The sequence below is a fragment of the Methyloceanibacter sp. wino2 genome (genome assembly GCF_003071365.1).
In the GTDB taxonomy this organism is placed as follows: Bacteria; Pseudomonadota; Alphaproteobacteria; order Rhizobiales; family Methyloligellaceae; genus Methyloceanibacter.
Window position 1 is genome coordinate 785,276 of sequence record NZ_CP028960.1, and the last position, 20,390, is coordinate 805,665.

General features: G+C 60.7%; 17 protein-coding genes. 13 read left to right on the forward strand and 4 right to left on the reverse strand.

Annotated elements, in window-relative coordinates:
• Positions 1 to 225 precede the first annotated feature (225 nt).
• The 10 genes from DCY11_RS03645 (at position 226) to DCY11_RS03685 (ending at position 11,316) form a co-directional block, all read left to right on the forward strand.
• Positions 226 to 543 (forward strand): hypothetical protein, encoded by a 318-nt coding sequence (locus DCY11_RS03645; protein WP_108683653.1) that lies wholly within the window; start codon positions 226 to 228, stop codon positions 541 to 543.
• A gap of 13 nt (positions 544 to 556) precedes the next feature.
• Positions 557 to 943 carry a hypothetical protein gene (locus DCY11_RS03650; RefSeq protein WP_108681301.1) on the forward strand — a complete coding sequence of 129 codons (387 nt, stop codon included), beginning with the start codon at positions 557 to 559 and terminating at the stop codon, positions 941 to 943.
• A gap of 9 nt (positions 944 to 952) precedes the next feature.
• Positions 953 to 1,123, forward strand: coding sequence for a hypothetical protein (locus DCY11_RS15655; protein ID WP_162273589.1), 171 nt, complete (start codon positions 953 to 955; stop codon positions 1,121 to 1,123).
• Between the two features lie 26 nt (positions 1,124 to 1,149).
• A complete protein-coding gene (locus tag DCY11_RS03655) occupies positions 1,150 to 2,544 on the forward strand; it encodes an APC family permease (RefSeq protein ID WP_108681302.1) in 1,395 nt (464 codons plus the stop codon).
• Positions 2,545 to 2,553: 9 nt separating this feature from the next.
• The gene (locus DCY11_RS03660) at positions 2,554 to 2,985 is read left to right on the forward strand and encodes a universal stress protein (protein WP_108681303.1); all 432 of its coding nucleotides are present in this window, start codon (positions 2,554 to 2,556) and stop codon (positions 2,983 to 2,985) included.
• 6 nt (positions 2,986 to 2,991) lie between these two features.
• Complete coding sequence (locus DCY11_RS03665) at positions 2,992 to 3,681, forward strand: hypothetical protein (RefSeq protein ID WP_108681304.1); 690 nt, start codon at positions 2,992 to 2,994, stop codon at positions 3,679 to 3,681.
• Positions 3,665 to 3,991: a hypothetical protein gene (locus DCY11_RS03670; protein ID WP_245409435.1), complete on the forward strand. Its 327-nt coding sequence runs from the start codon at positions 3,665 to 3,667 to the stop codon at positions 3,989 to 3,991. The genes DCY11_RS03665 and DCY11_RS03670 overlap by 17 nt, the downstream gene beginning before the upstream one ends.
• An 832-nt stretch (positions 3,992 to 4,823) precedes the next feature.
• Entirely contained in the window at positions 4,824 to 8,210 is a 3,387-nt protein-coding gene (locus DCY11_RS03675) for an efflux RND transporter permease subunit (protein WP_208430504.1), read from the forward strand.
• A complete protein-coding gene (locus DCY11_RS03680; protein ID WP_108681306.1) occupies positions 8,207 to 9,259 on the forward strand; it encodes an efflux RND transporter periplasmic adaptor subunit in 1,053 nt (350 codons plus the stop codon). Before DCY11_RS03675 ends, DCY11_RS03680 begins: the two co-directional genes overlap by 4 nt.
• A 554-nt stretch (positions 9,260 to 9,813) precedes the next feature.
• Positions 9,814 to 11,316: a carboxypeptidase M32 gene (locus DCY11_RS03685; RefSeq protein ID WP_371515028.1), complete on the forward strand. Its 1,503-nt coding sequence runs from the start codon at positions 9,814 to 9,816 to the stop codon at positions 11,314 to 11,316.
• Here DCY11_RS03685 and DCY11_RS03690 read toward each other — a convergent pair.
• Both DCY11_RS03690 and DCY11_RS03695 read right to left on the reverse strand, forming a co-directional pair.
• Positions 11,304 to 12,074 (reverse strand): hypothetical protein, encoded by a 771-nt coding sequence (locus DCY11_RS03690; protein ID WP_108681308.1) that lies wholly within the window; start codon positions 12,072 to 12,074, stop codon positions 11,304 to 11,306. The two genes, DCY11_RS03685 and DCY11_RS03690, sit on opposite strands and share 13 nt — an antisense overlap.
• A complete protein-coding gene (locus DCY11_RS03695; RefSeq protein WP_108681309.1) occupies positions 12,059 to 13,978 on the reverse strand; it encodes a patatin-like phospholipase family protein in 1,920 nt (639 codons plus the stop codon). The genes DCY11_RS03690 and DCY11_RS03695 overlap by 16 nt, the downstream gene beginning before the upstream one ends.
• A 430-nt stretch (positions 13,979 to 14,408) precedes the next feature.
• Here DCY11_RS03695 and DCY11_RS03700 point away from each other — a divergent pair, with 430 nt between their 5' ends.
• From DCY11_RS03700 to DCY11_RS03710, 3 genes are all read left to right on the forward strand, one after another.
• The gene (locus DCY11_RS03700; protein ID WP_159079773.1) at positions 14,409 to 16,817 is read left to right on the forward strand and encodes an RND family transporter; all 2,409 of its coding nucleotides are present in this window, start codon (positions 14,409 to 14,411) and stop codon (positions 16,815 to 16,817) included.
• On the forward strand, positions 16,814 to 17,212 hold the full coding sequence (locus DCY11_RS03705) for a hypothetical protein (protein ID WP_108681311.1): 399 nt from the start codon (positions 16,814 to 16,816) through the stop codon (positions 17,210 to 17,212). The genes DCY11_RS03700 and DCY11_RS03705 overlap by 4 nt, the downstream gene beginning before the upstream one ends.
• Before the next feature lie 157 nt (positions 17,213 to 17,369).
• A complete protein-coding gene (locus tag DCY11_RS03710; RefSeq protein ID WP_159079774.1) occupies positions 17,370 to 17,768 on the forward strand; it encodes a hypothetical protein in 399 nt (132 codons plus the stop codon).
• Positions 17,769 to 17,814: 46 nt separating this feature from the next.
• Here the strand turns inward: DCY11_RS03710 and DCY11_RS03715 are convergent, their stop codons facing one another.
• Both DCY11_RS03715 and DCY11_RS03720 read right to left on the reverse strand, forming a co-directional pair.
• Complete coding sequence (locus tag DCY11_RS03715; protein WP_108681313.1) at positions 17,815 to 18,498, reverse strand: cytochrome c; 684 nt, start codon at positions 18,496 to 18,498, stop codon at positions 17,815 to 17,817.
• Positions 18,499 to 18,803: 305 nt separating this feature from the next.
• Positions 18,804 to 20,363, reverse strand: a complete 1,560-nt coding sequence (locus tag DCY11_RS03720) for a PQQ-dependent sugar dehydrogenase (RefSeq protein WP_371515029.1) — start codon at positions 20,361 to 20,363, stop codon at positions 18,804 to 18,806.
• Between the last annotated feature and the right edge of the window lie 27 nt (positions 20,364 to 20,390).

The following is a 20,390-nucleotide window of genomic DNA, read 5'->3' on the forward strand; positions in this document are numbered from 1 at the left end:
TCGTTGGGCGTCGTAATACTGGTTTTCAAGGTTCCCTCGTACGTCGGAGACACACCAACCCTCTTCTTGGGGCAGCGCCTCCCTCTTTAGGGGGAGGTATCCCTCCCTTGCGCCGTCGACAGTGTCTGAGTATCGCACGAAGCTGATCGTTCAGTAAAAAAAATTTCCCCTGCGGAAAAGCAGGACTGAGACGAAATGCCGCCTAGGGGCAATGGGAGGAATAAAATGAGAAGCCTAACTGAGCGTATAGAAGCGATGTACGCAATGGATCGGATGGGAGCATGGACCTTCGTGGCCGTGCTCTGGTGCACCGTTCTGTTCGTGCTCTACATGGTTTGGCAGGCCGTGCCGGATCCGACAATTCGTCTGGTCCTAAGCTGCGCTGCTGGAGCCGTCCTCGTGTTCAACACGGCCTCCATTGGGGCGATGATTCGCCACTACAAGGAGGACAAGGACTTCATCTACGGCCTCGACATCAAACATCTCGACGCGGCACGCGAAGCCCGCGCCGGGCAATCGCGCACGGCCGCGCAACGGGCTTAAGGGGGATACGACAATGAGCAGAAAAGCGTATCGGCCGCCCGAGCAAGGCAAGGCCGGACAAATCTTCGACTCCGTCTTTCTGCTGGTGCTGGTCTACGCGGTGCTCTTTGCGCCGCTCGTTCTGGGCCTGACCGGCGGAGGCACCGTCACCAAGACCGTCGACGAACCGACCTGGGAAGCGCTGGGTCAAAACCCGACGATGGCGACGCAGTGGGAGAAGCTCGGATTCACGCCGGAGACGGCCACCGAGATGATTACCACGCGTTTCGACTACACGATCAACCCCTGGGCGCTCCTGATCACCGCAGTGGTGATCCTCGGATACTTCGTGTTCCTGGTCCGCTTCTCGGACAAGGAATATCGCGAAGTCATAGCCGAGCGTTTCGGCGACAAGAAATAGGAGGGGTCGATGGATCTGTGGAACATCCTTGAATACGCCGCCTGGGGCATCTCCGGATTGCTCCTTTTGTGGATGCTTTTCGACGCACTCCAAGTCAATCGAGACTTCAGCGAGGAGCTGTTGACGTCCTCTCGCGAGGGTGAGCTCGAGGGCGAAAGCGAAAAGCACGAACTGACCTAGCGTCACTGATCAAGGGGGACGGCGTCATGTCATCTACTGATACGGCCGGTCAGGACCGGCAGCGAATTTCACTCTTACGCGTTCTTGGGCCTGCCCACGTTTGGGCCCTGGGCGTTGGTATTGTGCTTGTGGGCGAGTTCATGGGTTGGAACTTCTCGGTGGGCAAGGGCGGCGCCATGGGCTCCCTCATCGCCTGCTGGGTCATCGGCTTGCTCTACACTTGCGTCGCGATGATCGACTCGGAGGTGACCTCCACGGTCGCCGCCGCGGGCGGGCAATACGCTCAAGCCAAGCACATCATGGGGCCGCTCATGGCCTTCAATGTCGGACTGTACCTCGTCATGGCCTACACCATGCTCGAGGCTGCCGACGCACTTGTCGTGGGTGACCTGCTCACTGCGGTTGCCGGTGAAATGGGCCATGATGCCCTCGATCCGCGACCGTTCGTGGTTCTGACGATCGCGGCACTCGCGTGGTTGAATTACCGCGGTGTGCTGATGACGTTGACGGTCAACTTCGTCATCACCGCCGCCGCTTTTATCTCCATCGTCGTTCTGTTCCTCGGCGTTCAGCCCTGGAACCCCGGAGAAATGCTGCAACATCGCGAGCTGCTGACCGATTTGCCGTATGGCTGGATCGGTGTAATCGCGGCCTTCCAGTTCGGCATCTGGTACTACCTTGGGATCGAAGGCACGTGCCAAGCCGCGGAAGAGGTGCGGTCACCGGCACGCTCGCTTCCTTATGGAACGATGAGCGGCATCATTACGCTCCTCATTGCAGCGACCATGACGTGGTACGTGGCTACGGGCCTTCTCCCCTGGGAGTTTCTCGGCCAGGCTGCGACCCCACTTTATGATGCTGCCCGTGTCACCGGCGTGCCTGCACTTCAGGTGTTCCTCTTCATTGGTACGCTCTTCGCGGCCATCGCCTCGGCCAATGGCTGCATCAACGATGCCTCTCGCTCCTGGTTCTCCATGGGGCGCGATCGTTACATGCCGCTTTGGTTCGGTGCGGTGCATCCGCGTTACCGTACGCCGTACCGGGCGATCCTGTTCTTGATCCCGATTGCGGTGAGCTTTGCCTTCACGGGACTCCTCGACCAGGTCATCACCTTCTCGATCCTGTCGGGGCTGCTCGGCTACACGTTCATGCCGATCAATATGTGGATGTTCCGGAAGAAGTGGCCGCTCGGCACCATCCGCCGGGGCTATGTGCATCCGTTCCATCCACTGCCGGCGATCGTGCTCCTGCTGCTGTGCGTCACCACGTACTTCGCCACCTTCCTCGGCTACGGCACACAGCTCCTCGCCATGATGTGCTTCTACATCGTCGCGTCGCTGTGGTTCGTCTTCCACCGGTACAAGTATGTCCGGAGGGGCGATCAGTTCACCATGCCGTGGTCGCGGCCGCGCGGATACTAGGAGGCACTCATGATCAAGAACATCCTATGCGCCGCCGACGGATCGGCCATCTCGGCCAAAGCAATCGATTTTGCGATTGATTTGGCCAAGGAACTCGGGGTCCCGCTCACGATCCTTGCGGTCGAGCTGGTCTCCAAAGAGGATATGGCGAACTCGCCGTTCTGGGACTCTCAGGTCCTGGCGGCCAGCGATGCCATCACGCGGGCCGAGTTCGAGCGCGCCGCCAAGCAGGCCAAAGCGGCGGGCTTGGACGGCGTGTCATGTGCGACGGCAAGCAGCCGCAACGTCCCGGAAGCGATCGCGGCTTATGCCGAACAGCATGGCTCTGATCTCATCGTCATGGGATCTCACGGTCATACGGGCCTGTCCCGCATGATCTTGGGCTCGACGGCCTATGCCGTGACAGCACGGGCCCATTGTCCCGTGACGATCGTACGGTAGGCGTCCATGACGGTCCTGGCAGTCATAACAGCGGTGGTGGGGCTGGCATATCTTGCCTACCGCCACCGCGAAGATCAGAAAACGGTCCGAGCACGGAGGGCCGCGTTCTTCAACGACTGCCAGACCGTCCTCGACGACCCCAAGCTCGCCCTCGACGTGTTCGGATATCCTACGATCACCGGCACGTATGAGGGCGAGCCCATTCGGGCGGATGTGGTCGTCGACGGCATGGCGCTGCGCAAGCTGCCGTCACTGTGGCTGCGGGTTACACTGCAGGCGCCTGTCGCGACGGGCAGTGCTGTCGACATTATGATGCGCCCGTCGGGGGCCGAATTCTTCTCGCCTTTCGACACGTTGTCCGAGCGGCTCGATACGCCGGCGAGTTGGCCAGAACGTGCCGTGATCCGTTCCGACGACCCTGACAAGATCCCGCCGCCGGAGGCGATCCAGCCCCATTTGGACATCCTCGACGAGGCCAAGGGGAAGGAGCTTCTGATCACGCCGAAGGGCGTGCGGATCGTTTGGCAAGCCGACGAGGCGCAACGGGGGGACTACCTCTTGCTGCGTCAAGCGCGCTTCGAGGTCGTTCAATTCGATCGTGAGCGCTTTGTCGATCTCGTGCGGCGCTGCATCGCGGTGCGGCATGCGTTGGAGACCGGTGCAACCAAGGAGATGCTTCGTGAAGCCGCCGCCTGAAATTCTCGCGCGAGTCGGTTCTGACCGCCGGCCCGTGAACCCCTATATCGTCCTAGCTCTTGCCATCGTTTTGCCCGGTGCGGGGCACGTCGCGGCCGGCATGCCGAGCCGCGGTCTGGTGTTCGTGTTTTTCATGCTTCTGTTCGGCTATATCACGGTGCAGCTCACCACGCCCGATCAGTCTCTCATGGGCCGATTTGCCGGCGGACTGTTTATCTATGCGCTGTCCATCACCGACGCGTACAAGTGGGCAAGGTTGCGCCAGGAAGAATTCGACAGGTCCCGGCAAGGCGTATCAACCTTGGCGTGACGTTCGGAAGCGTTTTCCGAGCACAGATCTCACCCGATCGATGTGGCTGACCGTGCGAGCATTTTCGCTGCCGTAACCCCCGCCGCTATCCAAAATGGACCGCGAAGCTTCGAACAGAAATGCCGCGTCCCCGGCACACGGAATGCGGCGCGCGTCTTGTGCACTCACACAGTGTGGAACTCAGCTAATTGCCGACTGTCCAGGCACCAACTCGCTCCCGGATGCCATCTGGCACCGGGCGCTAGAGAGCCAGTTGCGCTCAACGCCTCGTGACCATCGACCGATGTTTGCTGGCAGGAAAGGCGGCCGATGCATAGATCGGTTCGGACTGCGGGGCCAGCCGTGAGAGTCCGGAGAGAGCGGGAAATACCACGACTGGGTGGCTGTGCTGGCAGTCCGCAGTGAAAGGGTCTCTGCTCTTTAGTTCCCTGATAACCGGGAAAATACAGGGAATGCCCTCGAGCTGGGGCTGCTGGGTGATGCTCAATACCAGCAACCTGACCGAACTGCGGGTGATATTCCTTAAGCGCGGAACAGGTAAATTCTCTGAGCAAGCAGCGAACTTTCCTTGAAGCAACAGGGATTGCCCCGCCTTTTGACGAAGACGTGCGAGTGACGACAGAGCGGGCCTTTCAGGAGTCATGCCGACTCCACTTTTGACCCAAAGCAGACACGCTAGCTCGAGCCCATGTTAGCGGTGAACCCCGAGGCGATCCTTGGCATGGCATTGCTTCCCTGTCGCAGGGTAGGCTAGGTCGCTTGAACAGAATTAGGGAACGGCCGGACTGGGCTGGGCCCGTGCTTTGGAGAGCGCTGCTTTTTCGAAATGGACGTGCAATCTCCCGAACCGAAACGAGACGAGTCTCCATCATTCTTCGCGCGCGTCGTTGATCTCTTTCTGCGGACCAGTCTGGCGCCGTTCTTGATCGTTGTGGCGCTCATTGCCGGCGCCGCCGCCATTTTTTTGACGCCGCGCGAGGAAGAACCGCAGATCGTCGTGCCCTTGGCCGACGTCGTCGTCTCGGCCCCGGGGCTACCGGTGGAAGAAATCGAGCGGCAAATTGCGACGCCACTCGAGCAGCTTCTCATGCAGATCGACGGTGTTGAGCATGTTTACTCCGCCTCTTATCCCGGTCAGGCCATCGTCACGGTGCGCTTCTTCGTGGGGGAGAATCGGGAGGCCAGCCTCGTCAAGATCTACAACAAGATCTACTCCAACACGGATTCGATCCCAGCGGACGTCACCAGCTGGGTCGTCAAGCCACTTGAGATCGACGACGTGCCAATCGTCATCGCGACCTTGTGGAGCGAACGGCCCGATCAAGTCGACGACTACGCGCTCCGGCGCATTGCCGAAGAGTTGGAGATCGAGCTCCAGGCGATCCAAGATACCAATCGGACCGAAATAGTCGGAGGCCGGCCGCGTGTCGTCAGGGTCGAACTCCAGCCCGATTCATTGTCCGCGCGCCGCACCTCGCCACTCGATGTTGCCTACGCTCTCGGTGTCTCCAATGTACGGCAGCCGGCAGGCAGCTTCGATCATCTCGACCAAAGCTTCACGGTTGAGGCGGGAAGGCTCTTCAACAACGCAGAGCAGTTGAAGAATACGGTCGTCAACGTCGTCGACGGGACGCCTGTGTTTCTGAAGGACGTTGCCCGCGTCGTGGACGGGCCGGAAGAGCGGACAAGCTATAGCTGGATCGGTTTGGGTCCGGCCGAAACCGGCGGCGGCACGAAGAATGACTTCTTCCCCGCCGTGCATATCGCCATCGCCAAGCAGAAGGGCTCAAACGCGGTCTGGGTGTCGGAGCGAATACGGGATCGCTTGGCCGAACTTGCAGAGACGCATCTTCCTGAAGGCGTACACTTTCGCATTACGCGCGACTACGGTGAAACCGCGAATGACAAGGTCAATGAACTGCTCGAGGCCCTCGTCGTTGCCATTATCATCGTGGTCGGGCTGATCGCCTACAGTCTGGGATGGCGTGCGGGATTGGTAGTCGCGGCCGCGGTGCCGATCACGTTTGCCCTGACTCTGATCATCAACTTTTGGGCGGGCTACACCATCAATCGCGTCACGTTGTTCGCATTGATCCTGTCGCTTGGCCTGGTTGTGGACGACTCCATTGTGGGGGTTGAGAACATCCACCGGCACCTTGCCATGAGGAGGCAATCCGCGCTGGACGCCGTCCGCACTGCGGTGAACGAGGTCCTTCCGCCAATCGTGATGGCCACGCTTGCCGTCATCGTCTCTTTCCTGCCGATGATGCTGATCACCGGAATGATGGGGCCCTATATGCGGCCGATGGCGCTGAACGTCCCCGTCGCCATGCTCATGTCGATGCTGGTCGCCATCACCATAACGCCCTGGCTCGCGTACAAGGTTCTGAAAAGTACTACGGATGAGGGCAACGTCGAGGAAGGCGCGGAGATTCCCCCGAAGCTCTATCGTGCCTATGCTGCAACGCTCGGCCCATTACTCGACAGCCGTGGAAAGACGTGGACGCTCCTAGCTGTAACGCTAGTCCTGTTCGTAGGGGCAGCGTTTCTCGCCGCCACGCGGGCTGTCCCGCTCAAAATGCTGCCCTTCGACAACAAGAACGAATTCCAGGTCCTGATCGATCCTCCGGAGGGCACGACTCTGGAGCGGACCGACGCCATTGCTCGGCGCTTGGCCGAAGTGCTGCGGCGCGCGCCCGAGGTCACGGACGTCTCGCTTTATTCCGGGCTGGCCTCGCCGATGGACTTCAACGGCTTGGTTCGGCACTACTATCTGCGTGATGCCCCGCACGTGGCGGACATTCGCGTCAACCTCGCCGGCAAGCGTGACCGAGAGATGCAGTCCCATGAGATTACGTTGAGGCTGCGCAAGGAGCTGGAGAGCGTCGCCAACGCCGAAGGCGCGCGTATCAAGATCATCGAAGTACCGCCCGGCCCGCCCGTATTGGCCACGATCACGGCGGAGGTCTATGGCGCCCCGGGAACACCTTACGCAAACGTGCGGGAGGGTGCCCGCGCTGTGGAAGCACGGCTGCGCGCCGAGCCGGGTGTTTCCGACGTGGACTCGACGGTGGAGGACGATTCTGAACGTTATCTGTTCGTGGTGGATCAGGAGAAGGCAGCGTTGTCGGGTGTGGCGACGGAGGATGTCGCCAAGACCGTCTCGATGGCGCTCTCGGGGTACGATGCTGCCCGGATGCATGATCCGGGCGAGGCGAACCCCTTGAATATCCGTCTGCGGTTGCCGCGCGATACACGGTCGGGGCTTGCACCACTGCGAGGCATGGCGGTCAAGGGCCAGGCCGGCATTGCCAAGATCCGCGAACGCGGCGGTGTGCGTGATGCGCCAGTTCCCATCGTTCGGCTCGGTGAGTTGGGTGCTTTCCAGTCACTTTCGAGCGAGAAGGCGATCTACCACAAGGACCTGAAACCCGTCGCGTTCGTCTACGCCGAATCTGTTGGCCGCGCGCCGGCGGCAATCGTTGCCGATGTAGTCTCCGATCTGGGAAGCGCGCCGGCGGCAAACTCGAGCCCAGACCCGCGCCCGGTTTCGAACCGTACGTATCTCGTCAATGGCGGCGGCCTTCCCTGGGCTCTGCCGCCCGGTGTCGACGTGCAGTGGGTCGGAGAAGGCGAGCTGAAGATTACCGTCGACGTTTTCCGGGATCTCGGTATCGCCTTCGGTGTGGCGCTGATCGGCATCTACCTCATTCTCGTCTATCAGACTGCGAGCTACGCGATGCCACTGATCCTGATGATTTCTATCCCGTTGACGCTGATCGGCATCATGCCCGGTTTTTGGCTGTTGAATGCGCTGAGCGGCGCCCCAATCGGCGGTTACCTGAACCCCACCTTCTTTACGGCGACGGCGATGATCGGAATGATCGCGGTTTCAGGCATCGCGGTTCGTAATGCGATCCTCTTGATCGAGTTTCTCCACATTGCCTTGGCGCGCGGGACGAATTTGCGGGAAGCCCTGCTACAAGCCGGGGCGGTGCGGACGAGAGCCATCTTGCTTACGGCGGGAACGGCGATGTTGGCTGCGGTACCCATCACGCTTGATCCAGTCTTCTCCGGACTTGCCTGGGCGTTGATCTTCGGTTTGCTGGTTTCGACCGCCTTTACGCTTCTCGTCGTGCCCGTCACATATTTTCTGGTGTATCGCGACCAACCCAATCACGGCCTGCCTGCCGGCGGAAACGAAGAGGTAGCCCAATGACCCTTCGCAAAGTGGTTCCAGGACTCCTCATCCTCGTTGGAATTCTGCTCGCCGTCGCGTGGCTGTCCGGGTGGTTCGAGGAGAAGAGCCCGCCTGGAGAAACCGAGGCTGCGCGCGGCGACGCCCCAAGCAATGCCGAGACGGCTGTCGTGGAGCGCGTGGCTGCGCCTGCGGTCGAGTGGGCGAGCGGCGCCGTTGAATCGGCGCGGCGGACGACAGTTGCGGCACGCATCCTCGCACGGATCGAGGACATGAATGTCGTGGCGGGCGACGAAGTCGCAGAGGGTGATCTCTTGGCAACTCTTGACGCGCGCGATCTCTTGGCCCGCGTCAAGCAGGCTCAAGAAGCGCTCAAGGCGGGAGAAGCCGAACGTGATCTCGCCCGCCAAGAGCTTGCGCGCACGGAGCAGCTGCTGGAGCGTGGGGTTTCCACGCAACAACGGTTTGACCAAGCGGTGTCCAATCTGCGGGTTGCCGAGGCTCAGGTGGATCGCCTGAAGCAGGATCTCAGTGAGGCGCAGACGGCTTTGTCCTTCACTGAGATACTGGCGCCTGTCGCAGGCCGAGTGGTCGATAGACTGGCAGAGCCTGGCGATACAATCACACCTGGCCAACCGCTGTTGCGGCTGTACGACCCATTGGCGCTGCGGGTCGAGGCGCCGGTACGTGAATCTCTGGCTTTAGGCTTGAAGACCGGCGATGTCTTGCGCGTCGACATACCAGCACTCCAGGACACGTTGTCAGGTCAAATTGATGAGATCGTCCCCTACGCCGAGCCTGGCGCACGCACGCTCCTTGTGAAGGTTCGTCTGCCAAGCGATGCACGGGCTCTTGCTGGCATGTTCGCGCGGATAGCGGTTCCTGCGGGTGAACGCGCTCGGCTTCTCGTGCCCGCAGATGCGGTGAAGCGTATCGGCCAGCTTGAGCTCGTGACCGTGGTGCGCGATGGCCAGATGGCCCAGCGTATGGTCACGACGGGACAACCTACCAATGATGCCCGCATAGAGATTCTCAGTGGCCTCAAGGAGGGAGAGCGCGTGATGAGGTGAGCCAAGCGCAATGAGCTGGGGCTGCCCCAGCACAGCTTAGTCTGCTTCGTGAGGAGAACGGTGCAACCAAAGGCCGGTTTCGACATATCCGCTAATGGCCCGGAGCGGCCGGGGCCTTGAGTTGGGCCCACATTGGGCCTATCATCATGGTTACTCAGATTACTGAGACAGTCTCCCAGGGTTACTCCAGTCCCGTCGCCAGCCCCCGGCGCGGGGCTTATTTTTTGGGTGCATTGTTGTTGCGCACCTTCCAGCGCTAATGACCACTTCTGGCACGGAACGGACGTGCCGTTTGCTCTGCCTCTAGGTCAGCTTTTGACCCAGAGCAGACGTTCCTGGTCAACTCAACCGCTTTAATCGACAGAGCCCGGTGTCCAACGCCGAAAGCGGCCCGGTGCTCCCGTTTACGCCCCAAGGGATGTCCCTGGAGAACGGTTCTACGGTCTTCTGTTGGCGGCACTTTGTCCCGAGACGATCTACCGGATGCGCCAATGCAAGGCTCGCGGTAAGCTGACCTTCGTTTGGTGCCGGAGCCAAGTTCGAGAGTCCTGGCCGTGTCTGATAGTACGAGTCCCTACGCGAAGCTTGAGATGCATTTTGCAGAGCTTCATCAGATTGAGCACGCCCAGGCAATGCTGAGCTGGGACGAGGCGGTGATAATGCCTCCGGGCGGCGGCACCGAACGCGGCGAAGCGCTGGCGGCGCTAGCAGCCATCGCGCATCGAGCGCTGACCACTGACGCTGTTGGAAACCTCCTCAACGCCGCCGAAGCCGGCAGCGATCCGCTCAGCCAATGGCAGCAGGCTAATCTGCGCGCGATGCGGCGCATGCACACGCGTGCGGTTGCTGTCCCCGAAGACATTGTGAGGGCCTCGCAAGTCGCCGCCGCGCGCTGTCAGCAGATCTGGCGTGTTGCCCGCGCGGAGAACGATTGGAAAGCCGTTGCCGAACCACTCGCGGAGGTGCTCGCGCTGGCCCGGGAGGAAGCCGCCGCACTCGGGGAGGCGCTGGCGCTCGACCCGTACGACGCGCTGCTCGACGGCTACGAAGAGGGGACCCGCGCAGACGATGTGGTCCCCTTGTTCGACGACCTTAAGGGGTTTTTGCCCGGCCTCGTGGACCGGGTTCTGGCCCGGCAGAGAAGCCCGTTGCCACTGCCGGGCCCATTCCCGCAAGATGGCCAGAACCGGCTCGGCGAAGAAATGATGCGAAGGCTCGGCTTCGACTTCGCGCGCGGGCGCCTGGATATCAGTCACCATCCGTTCTGTGGTGGCGTCCCCGACGACACGCGCATCACCACCCGCTACAGCGATACCGACTTCTTGGAGTCTTTCATGGCGGTGCTGCACGAGACCGGGCACGCGCTCTATCAACAGGGCCTTCCTGCCGATTGGCGGCAGCAGCCCGTGGGCAACTGCCTCGGCGCCGCCGTGCACGAGAGCCAGTCGCTATTCGTTGAAATGCAAATCTCCCGGAGCAGCTCTTTCATGGAGTTCGCGGCGCCGCATATCCGTCATCACCTGGGCGGGGGGCAAGACGATGACGCATGGACCGCGGACAACCTCCATGCGCACGCCATCTGCGTACGCCGCGATTATATCCGCGTTGAGGCGGACGAGCTTACCTATCCGCTCCACGTTATTCTCAGGTTCGAGCTGGAGCGCGCCTTGATTGCGGGCGATCTCTCCGTCGCGGACATACCCGATGCCTGGAACGACGGCATGAGCCGGTATCTCGGCCTATCGACCGACGGCAATTTCAAGGACGGCTGTATGCAGGATGTCCACTGGTTCTCCGGGCTCTTCGGCTATTTCCCGACCTATACGCTCGGTGCGCTAGTGGCGGCGCAATGGTTCGCAGCCGCCACGAGATGCCTCCCAGATATCGAAACAAGTATACGGACCGGAGACTTCGCCCCCGTGGTCAGCTGGCTTCGGAAAGAAATTCATTCTCGCGGACAGCTCAAAACAGCACGCGAACTCCTAACGGAGATCACCGGCGAGCCGCTTAACATCCGCTACTTCAAAGACCATTTGGAACGGCGCTATCTCGGTTGAGCCTGTTCCGCTGCTCCGGCGGCATCGACCGTTCCAGATAGCTCCCGGCGGCAGAACTTTTCCATGCTTCTCGCCCCCAGAACGGCTGCCGCCTGTTCTCGAAAATATTCGATGCATCGGTACTCGGCTTCCGTTGCGCCCCGCGCAAACGCCTCATCCCCAAGCGGGCTCCCGATCTCCTCAAAGCGATCGGCATCGTGAACGCCCAATCCCATATTGATAAGCGTTCGGCCATCACTCCTGAAAGGAGGGCCGAGGAGATAGAAGCCGAGGTGGTCAAAGAATACTGCTGCAATTCCGGGCGAGGTAGTCAGCAGCACAATTTCCGCGCCGTCGCGCTCCAGCCGCCTCGTCAGCTCGACCATCAGGGCCTTGGCGGCTGTCATGCTGCTTGCGCTTCCCTTGATGGGCACCGACCGTCCGCGGAAGGGCGGGAGCACGGCAACCGCGTTGACGGTCGCCACCGCGGCTCGGACGCCCTCGAGCTCGGGACGCTTCATGAGCTCCGTGAAAAAGTTCGCGTGAGGAAAAGACTCCCCAATCATCGTGGCCCGCGCGATGCCGATCGCCCTGCCATCTGCACGCGCAATTACAAACATCGAGTGGGGGTCAAAGGGGTCGGGCGCAACGCGGCGGGAACAAGGCTCGAGCGGTAGCTGCCAGCCCTGTTCGATCACGAAGACGTCGTGCTTGATCTCCCGATACTCATCGAACTCAGGCACCGATGTGTCGTCGAAGAAGCTTACAGTGACAGCCATATCTTCAACAAATATCCGATCGACGACCAGCTCTTCGTCAGTGACATCTCGCCGAGTTTCACTTCATGCGAATTGGGATGAAAGAAATCCCCCACATAGCCGTCTTCGGTCTGGGTGAGCTCGACTTCGAAGCGTGCGGTTGGATGTTTCTTATGATTGCCGTTCTGTCCTCGATCGAATTGCTTGAAGGTAACGTCGATCTTCTGCTCGTTTCCGACATATCTGGAGTCGCCACTCATGAGAAACACGACGCGGCGGAACTCGCCCGGGAACCGGAAGAACGCGGTTCCGTGCACGAAATCATCCCGAACGCGCAGGGACGCCCGTCCGTATCCTACTTTTCCGACGACATTCTCCTGACGCTTGAAGTCCTCAACGGCCTTCACGAGACTCGCCTGGATCGGCATTTCTCCCGTCTCTTGGAATCGGTCGACAGCGGTGCGCTGCTCTGGACTGAGCATGTTCTCCTCCCACTGCGGCAGGTAGTCGTCGTAGACGATGCTCATCCGATAGGAATCGGGCCATGCGAGAAAGTAATCGAACGTGTTCAGGAACACGGACCCGAGCAGGTAGACAAAGGCGATGGCAAGGGTCAGGTTGAGAACGCCCCAAGGGTCTCTCAACGAAAAAAAGTGCGGGTGCACACGATTTGAGTCGAGAAGTCTCTTCGCTGTGGCAACGGCCTTTTTGTGCTCACCGCCAATGTTTTTCTCAAGCAGCCGGGATTTTTCGGCCACACATTCCGGAATCCAAAGTGGCTTGTCGGCGAGCTCGGGTTTCGTCTTCGTCCACAAATCCTTCAAAACATACCGGGCGACGCAATAGCCGTGGGCGACCAGCGTCCTAACTTCCATGTCCGTGAACTTGTCGAGATCGGTTCGTATGCTTTTCGCTGCCCTCTGGACATTGAGGTGCAGAGCCTGCTCATCTTCGTGGGGATGAACTTCCGTCGACAACTGCGCGAAGCGAAACCGGCTGAGGCGTTTCTCGTCTTTCAGGAGGGCCTCTGAGAAGATGTTCTGTTCCCGAACGCGTTCGTACTCCAGCTCGCCGACACGCTTCATGAGGATATCGGCAGAGCGGGACGCCGCATTCAGCAAAGAGCGAAAGCGCTTGGTGTAGTTGGGGTCGAAGGTTGCACCGGCATCGCTGATGACGACATGGTCGAAGTCGATCTCGTGGTCCAGCAGCGCAAGCTTCCGCGCTCCGAGGTTGTCGAAGATGCCGCCGTCGGTCACATAGGAGAACGGCGACTGAAACGCGGCCATGTCGACTTGAAGGCGCTCCGCCGTCAGTTCAATCGGAGGAAAGAACAGCGGATAAGAGGATGAGGCGGCGACGGCCAGAGCGGTGCTGATCGCATACGTCTCGTACAGTTCGGTACCTTGAGGTGTATCGATGCAGAAGCCGTCGGCGGTGAATGAGCACAGTTGGCCGCTGGAAAGATTAGTTGTCAGGATATGGAGTGCAGGCGCTTTCGGGTTGCGCACGCGCAAGCCATGCAGAGTCGTGTAGTCGTAGAACTTGTCGTAGAACTGCTCCAACAAGTCCGTCCGGCCGAGCTTGACCTTTGGAATGAGGCTCGCAGCCAGTAGCAGCGGCAGCCGTCGTACAATCTTCCCCCGCACGTCCTGCTGGGTGAACGCGATCAGTTCCGCGGCTGCTTTCTCGAAGTCCGCATCGTTCTCCGACGTATATTCACTCCAGCGATAGATGAGGTGCGCGGCGATGATACTGCCGCCGGACACGCTCGCCAGCTGGGTAACGTCGGCCAGCAGGCCGGCGTCGCGCAAGAAGCGGACCAGCCCAAGGTGAAACAAGGTGGCGCGGAAGCCGCCACCGGAAAGAGCGAGGCCGATATTCAATGCCGGTTCTTGTTGTTCCGGCGGCTTGTCGTCCGCCATGTTCGCATTTACCTCCCAGCCAATCCGAAATTGGTTCGCCGGTACAGAACGTCAATTTCGGTCGACCGCCGGTCAACGAAAGACCGAGGTCAGATGATCTTGCATCATCTTCGGGCACGGGCTCGGCGTATTTGACCTAAATCAGAGAGTTGACGTGCAGCGTGAAGCGATGCCTGGAGCTCGACCACCAACGGTTGCTCAGGCAAGAGGAGTAAGCAGCGGAGCTTGCGGCTGCCCCGCCATTGCTCTGCTCTCCTTGTCCCATCGGCATGCTTGACGCGGGCCAATGCGGCAAGGCATGGGATTAAACGCTCTGCTTTGGTAGCTCGGCTCCGGTCGCCGACCGGCCGCGAGGCGCACGAAGTGCCGAGACCCCTTTGGGACGACAATAGAGCACGGCCGGACGGGAATGCCGGTAGCTAGGACCCCCATGACGAGCACCAACGGTTTGCCACCTCAGATCCGTCTCTACCGCTACACGAAGCCATTCGTGCTGCTTGGCGAGGTGACGTTGCGCTACCCGAGACGGGCGCTCGCAATCCTCGTGTTGCTGACCTTGATAGTGGGCGCGGGTCTATTTCGGGTGGAAGCCGACGATGCGCTAGACCGATTTCTCCAGTCCTCCACACCAGATTACCAGGCGTTCGAGGCGTTGCGAGAACGCTTCCCCGCGAGCGATCTCGACGTCTATCTGGCGGTTGATGGGCGTGACCTTCTCAGCTCAGAGCATCTAGGCCAGATGCAGGACATCGCGTTCGATCTGCTGCTCCTGGATTCGGTCGATACCATCGTCTCGATCTTCGCACTACGTGAGCCGCTGGCGTCGGATCGCTTGCCGGCTCCGATCATACCCGACGACTTGAGCGACGACGATCAACTTGCCGACCTGGGAACGCTGCTCGATGGGCACCCGCTGGCAAGTGGCCGTCTTATTTCGAAATCCGTCGACGGGCGCCGCCTTGCGCTGTTCGTGGTGGCTCTCAATCGCGAACAGGTCTCGAGCCGCGGTCTTCCCAACATCGTTCGCGAACTCGATAGCGCCATCGCTCAGAGCGCTGCCGGAAGCGACCTTCGCCTGGGGCTGTCGGGCATGCCTGTCATGAAGGCGGAGGTGATCGAGAGCACCCGCCGCGATATTCTGGTGTTCAACGCTATCGGCCTCGTGGTCGGTGCCTTGATTCTCGCGATCTTCTTTCGCCGCTGGCAGCTCGTCATGATCGCCATCGCGCCGGCGCTCTTGGCGGTCCTGTGGTGCCTTGGACTGTTCGGCTGGACCGGCACGCGCATCGATCCCCTGATGAATGCCGTAATGCCGCTTGTGCTCGTGGTGGCGCTGAATAACGGCATGCACTTTCTGTATGCCATCTGCCGCAACCTCGACGCCGGCGCGCCCAAAGTGAGCGCTATCCGCCAATCCTTGGCGGAGGTAGGCCCGGCTTGCGCATTGACCTCGATAACAACGTCGATAGCGCTGCTGTCCATGGCACTGAGCAACTCTGAGCTCATCCGCTCGTTTGGGATCATGGCGGCCCTGTCGGTCTTGCTCGCCCTTGCCATCGTCATGGCGGTGATGCCCATGCTGGCAATGGTGTTTCTCAAGGAGGGTAAGTCCAAATATCTGAGCGGTGGTCGCGCCCGGAAAGGCGCGCAGCTCCTGGAAAACTTGTCGGTGAGGCTCTCAACGAGCGTTGCGAAGAAGCCGAACATCATCGCCGTTTCCGGGCTCGTTCTGACGATGGTGTTTGCCTGGGCGTATCTGCAGTTGGAGCCGCGTTTTCGTCTCAGCGACATGCTTCCCGATCAAGGCACCGCAGTGCCGGTTCTGGATCGTATCGAGGACAGGCTGGGCGGCCTTTTCCCGTTGAGCGCTCTTGTGCAGTGGCCGGAGCAATTGGACTACCAGTCGGATGAGGTTCGATCGGCCATCCAGGACATCCATGAGACGCTGCAGGGTCACCCGGGCATCAGCAAGGTCAACTCGCTCTATGACCTACAGGTTTGGGCCGAGTCCGGCGGATTGTCCCCGTCCGCTGCGATCGAACGCCTAAACGAAGCTGCGCCGCCGGAAGTCATCTCGCGATTCGTCAACGCCGACCGCCACGCAGCTTTGGTCTCCGGCTACATCAACGACCTTGAAGCCAATGACATTCTGAAACTCTCGAGCGAGCTCGATTCGGAACTCGACGGGGTGCGCGTGCGTCATCCGGGGTTCACGATAACGCTGACGGGCCTTGCGAGCGTCGGCGCCACTCGTTCCACAGCGATCATATCTCAGCTGAGCCTCTCGATGTTGGGCGCCGTGATAATCGTGATCGCTCTGATCGGCATGGCGTTTCGGTCGATCCTGTTCGCCGGCCTAAGCGTCATCCCAAATCTCTTCGCTCTATTCGCCACTGGGACGTGGCTGATGTTGCTCCAAGGTGGTCTCGACTATGCGACGATCGTTGGTCTTACGGTCGCGTTCGGACTTGCCGTGGATGACACGATCCATGTGTTGAACAGGTATGAAATCGAGGTGCAGCGCTCGGGCGACGCCTCGATTGCGGTCGAAGATACGATGCGTATTATCGGTACGGTTCTGATCCTGACCACGGTCGCGCTGCTTGCCGGGATCTCCGTGACCCAGCTCAGCGTCGTGCCGCCGACGCGGCAATTCGGTTTGATCTGCATGTCCACGCTGATATTCGCCTTGCTCGGAGACTTGGTCATTCTTCCCGCCCTTATCCTCGTCGCGTCTCGCTGGAAGAACTGGCCGCTCCGACCTGAGCCTGTGGAGACAACGGATTTTGACCGGGGCCAACCTGACGAGGAACTGCACGCATGGAAGGTCAAAGGATGAAGCAAGTCTGGCTCTTGCTGGTCGTCGGTTCCGCCGCTGCTCTGAGCACGCTTGGTGCAACGGCATCCGCCTCGAGTTCCCTGGACGGCGTTTGGAGCGGCAGCGGCGAGGTCAACCCCAAGGACGGTGAGAGGGAGACCGTTCGCTGCCGTGTCCAGTACAAGCAAGAAAGCGAAAAAGTCTTCGGCGTCACGGCGACTTGCGCCACGCGCTCGCGAAAAATCCAGCAGACCGGCAAGGTTCTGAAGGCGACCGCCTCAACCTATGTGGGTGACTTCTACAACCAGAGCTACGACGTCTCAGGTCGGGTGCGCGTCGTTCTCAATGGCGCCACCCAGACCGTTACATTTCGGAGCGCCCGGGGCACCGGCAGCGTCAGTCTGCGCAAGCAGTGACCCCAGGCGATGGACGTTGCGACGGAAAAACAGCCTGCTCCCCGCGGTTTGAGCAGAGTCAATGCGTCGCCCAATTTGGATAACGACACTGATCCCCATGAGAACCAGCCGCGCGATCGTTATAGCCGTCGGGATGTTGGCATCGTTGCAGTTCGCGATGTTCGCTGGAAGTGCCAGTGCGGCAGGCTGCCCTCATACCCCTGCGGCATCCAGCGCCGAGCGCAAGGCGATTTTGAATGCGCTGCGAAAGCCCATCGCGCGAGAGCTCGGTCAAGCCGTCAGGTTCCGGATCGAGACGGTCAGCGTGTGCCGCGGCTGGGCCTTTGTCGAAGCCACGCCTCAGAGGCCGAACGGCAAACCGATCGATTGGAGCGTTTCCTCCTACGCAGATGCGGTCGCAAACGATGCGTGCGGGCTCTTGGTCCACGGGTTGCTCGCAAAAAACAAGGGGCAGTGGAAGGTCAGGCAGACCGTGGTTTGCGCTACGGATGTCCCGTATGTCACCTGGGCGAAGGAATTCGGCGCCCCGGTCCAAATCTTTCCGTACCAAGAATAGTCTGCAAGATCGCGATCCCTCCGTCCCGCGGCCCCAGGGGTGCCGGTTAGTCGACGTCGTGAGTGCGCGGGTCTGGCTCATCCTTGTCGATTACGTCCGAGCCGCCTGTAGGAGAGGGGTCGTCCTCGAGATCCGGTAGACCGGCGCGCAGGTATGCCACGGTCATGAAAATTTCTTCCCGCGTCAGTTGGTCTTTGAAGGCCGGCATGGCGGTGCCGAACGGCTTGCCACCTTCTGCGATGCTCCACAGGAGGTACTGATCCACGGCGAAAGGTTGCCCCACCAAATAGGCCAGCATGGCCGGCGAGGGTCTCAGCGCCTGGGAGAGATTTCCATTTCCAAGGCCCAGCCTGCCGTGACACTGCCGGCAATGGGCCGCGTAGAGCTTTGCGCCTTCCACGATGCCGCGCACCGTGTAGCCCACCTTGTTGTCGGCGTTTGTGTATTCTTCTGGGACCTTGCCATTTGAAAACGTCGAGAACCGCAGCATTCTTTGCCGCTGGTCGGTATCCAGATGTTGCAGATCCGCGTCGAAACCGAGCGGCCGTGTATCCGGCTGGGCCTGCGGTGTTGCGTCAGCTTCGGACGAGGCACTATCCGAAGCTGGCGGCGCATCCTCCGCGTATGAAGCGGGCGAAAGCAGACCGGCAAGGCCCGAAAGGATGAGAGCGGCAACAGTCCGCAGCATGGGTGTTGTCCTTTCGCCAAGGGGTTTGCTGCGCGACGACATAGCAACCCTCGCCACACCAAACCTTATCGCTGATCAACTGCCGTCAGCGCGTCGGATCAGGCCAGGCGGAGAACTTTTCTCTATCATAGGACTGTGTATCCGGACTTGGCTCGGACGATCGTGGTCCGCTTCTGGCACGAAGCAGACCTCGATCTCTGTAGCCGACATGCCTGCTTTGAGGGGTAAAGCGGACCTCTCGGCCCCTCTCTACAACTTCGGCTTCTGACCCAAAGCGCAACCCAACGGGCCAGCTATGCGCCGTATCGAACTCTCATCCATGGGCCCGCCCTACCTGTCGAACTTAACTACTCGTGCTCAGCGTGTCCTATCGCCCAGACATAGGTCGCAACCGCGGCGAGATCGTCATCTGACAGAGGAACTCCGCCAAAAGGAGGCATTGCGCCGGGATGTTGCTTCGGCTTCGGCACGCCGTGCCTGATGGTTTCGGTGATGGCCTGAACGCTTCCGTCGCCCCAAAGCCAGGTCCCGTCCGTCAGGTTGGGTCCGACCGGGGTCCCGATGCCATTGGCGCCATGACACCCCGCGCAGGTCGCTCCCGCGGCCTTGCCGTGAAAGATCTCCATACCGAGCGCGACTTGTTCGGGCGTCGCTCCGGGGGGCACCGGAAGATCGGCGGCCCCGTCCTGCCCACCGTCCGCCTCGAAAGCTTCGCCGGAGGAGGCCGCGGCCTCCACGGTCGGCTCCCGTGCGGCCTGAATTGGGGCGTTGGAATCCCCGTTGTAGGTCACGCGCCAGATGCGGCCCCCCTTGTCATCGCCGATATAGAGAGCGCCATCCGGCCCGATCGCGAGCCCCGACGGCCGATGCGCAGCCCCGCCCGGCTCCTTGCTCGCGCCGGCAAAGCCGTCCGCGAACACCACGTAGTCGCCGGAAGGCTTGCCATCGGCGAGAGGCTGGAAAACAACGTTGTATCCGGCTTGGGGACCAGGCGCCCGGTTCCAGGAGCCGTGGAACGCAATGAATGCGCCCCCGTCATACGCCTTCGGAAACTGTGAGCCTTTGTAGATCTTGAGGTCATTGGGCGCCCAATGCGCTGGGAAGACGGCGACCGGCGGCTCATACTCACTGCATTGGCCTACCTTCTTGCCCCCATCACCGCCATATTCGGGCGCGAGCACCAGCTTCTTCTGCTCTGGATCGTAGTAGCAAAACGGCCACCCGTAGTTGGCCCCGTCCTTTACGATCATGACCTGCTCGGCGGGAAGCTCGAAGCCCTGTTGCTGCGAGTAGAGCTCAGGCCAATTCTCGTGGAGCTGATCCCGGCCATGCTGGGTCGTGTAGAGACGTCCGGCCGAGTCGAAGTCGTACCCCTCGGCATTGCGGATACCGGTAGCGTAACGCTCCTTCGAGGAGAAAATCTGTCCTGTCTTGTTGGCATCGTAGCGCCAGATCCCACCGCGCGTCTCAAGCTCCGCACAGGGATCGTTCCCGGGCGAATGCGGCATGCGGTTGCTCACCTCGCAAACATTGGTTTGCGAGGCGCTTGTGACAAACAGATTTCCGTCATCGTCAATCGAGAAGGGATGCATCGGGTGATCCCCGGTCAGCGGCATGCCGCTCAAGATCGTCTCCGGATCGCTCGAGGGCTTGATGTCGCCGTCTTGCAGTTCATAGCGGACGATGCTGTCGTCGCTCTCCGCATACAGCCCGTCCTCGTAGAGCCAGATTCCCGTACCGCCCTTGACCCCGGCCGAAGAGGGCGGACCGAACCGTTCAATCACGTCGGCCCTGCCGCTGCCCTTCGTGTCCTTCAGCGCGACCAGAAATCCCCCCTTTGGAGGCGGATCCTTCGGGTAGTAGGCACCGCTCCAGGTATTCGCGTAAACAACGCCTTCAGGGGTCACGGCAAGCTGACGGACATGACCGAGCTC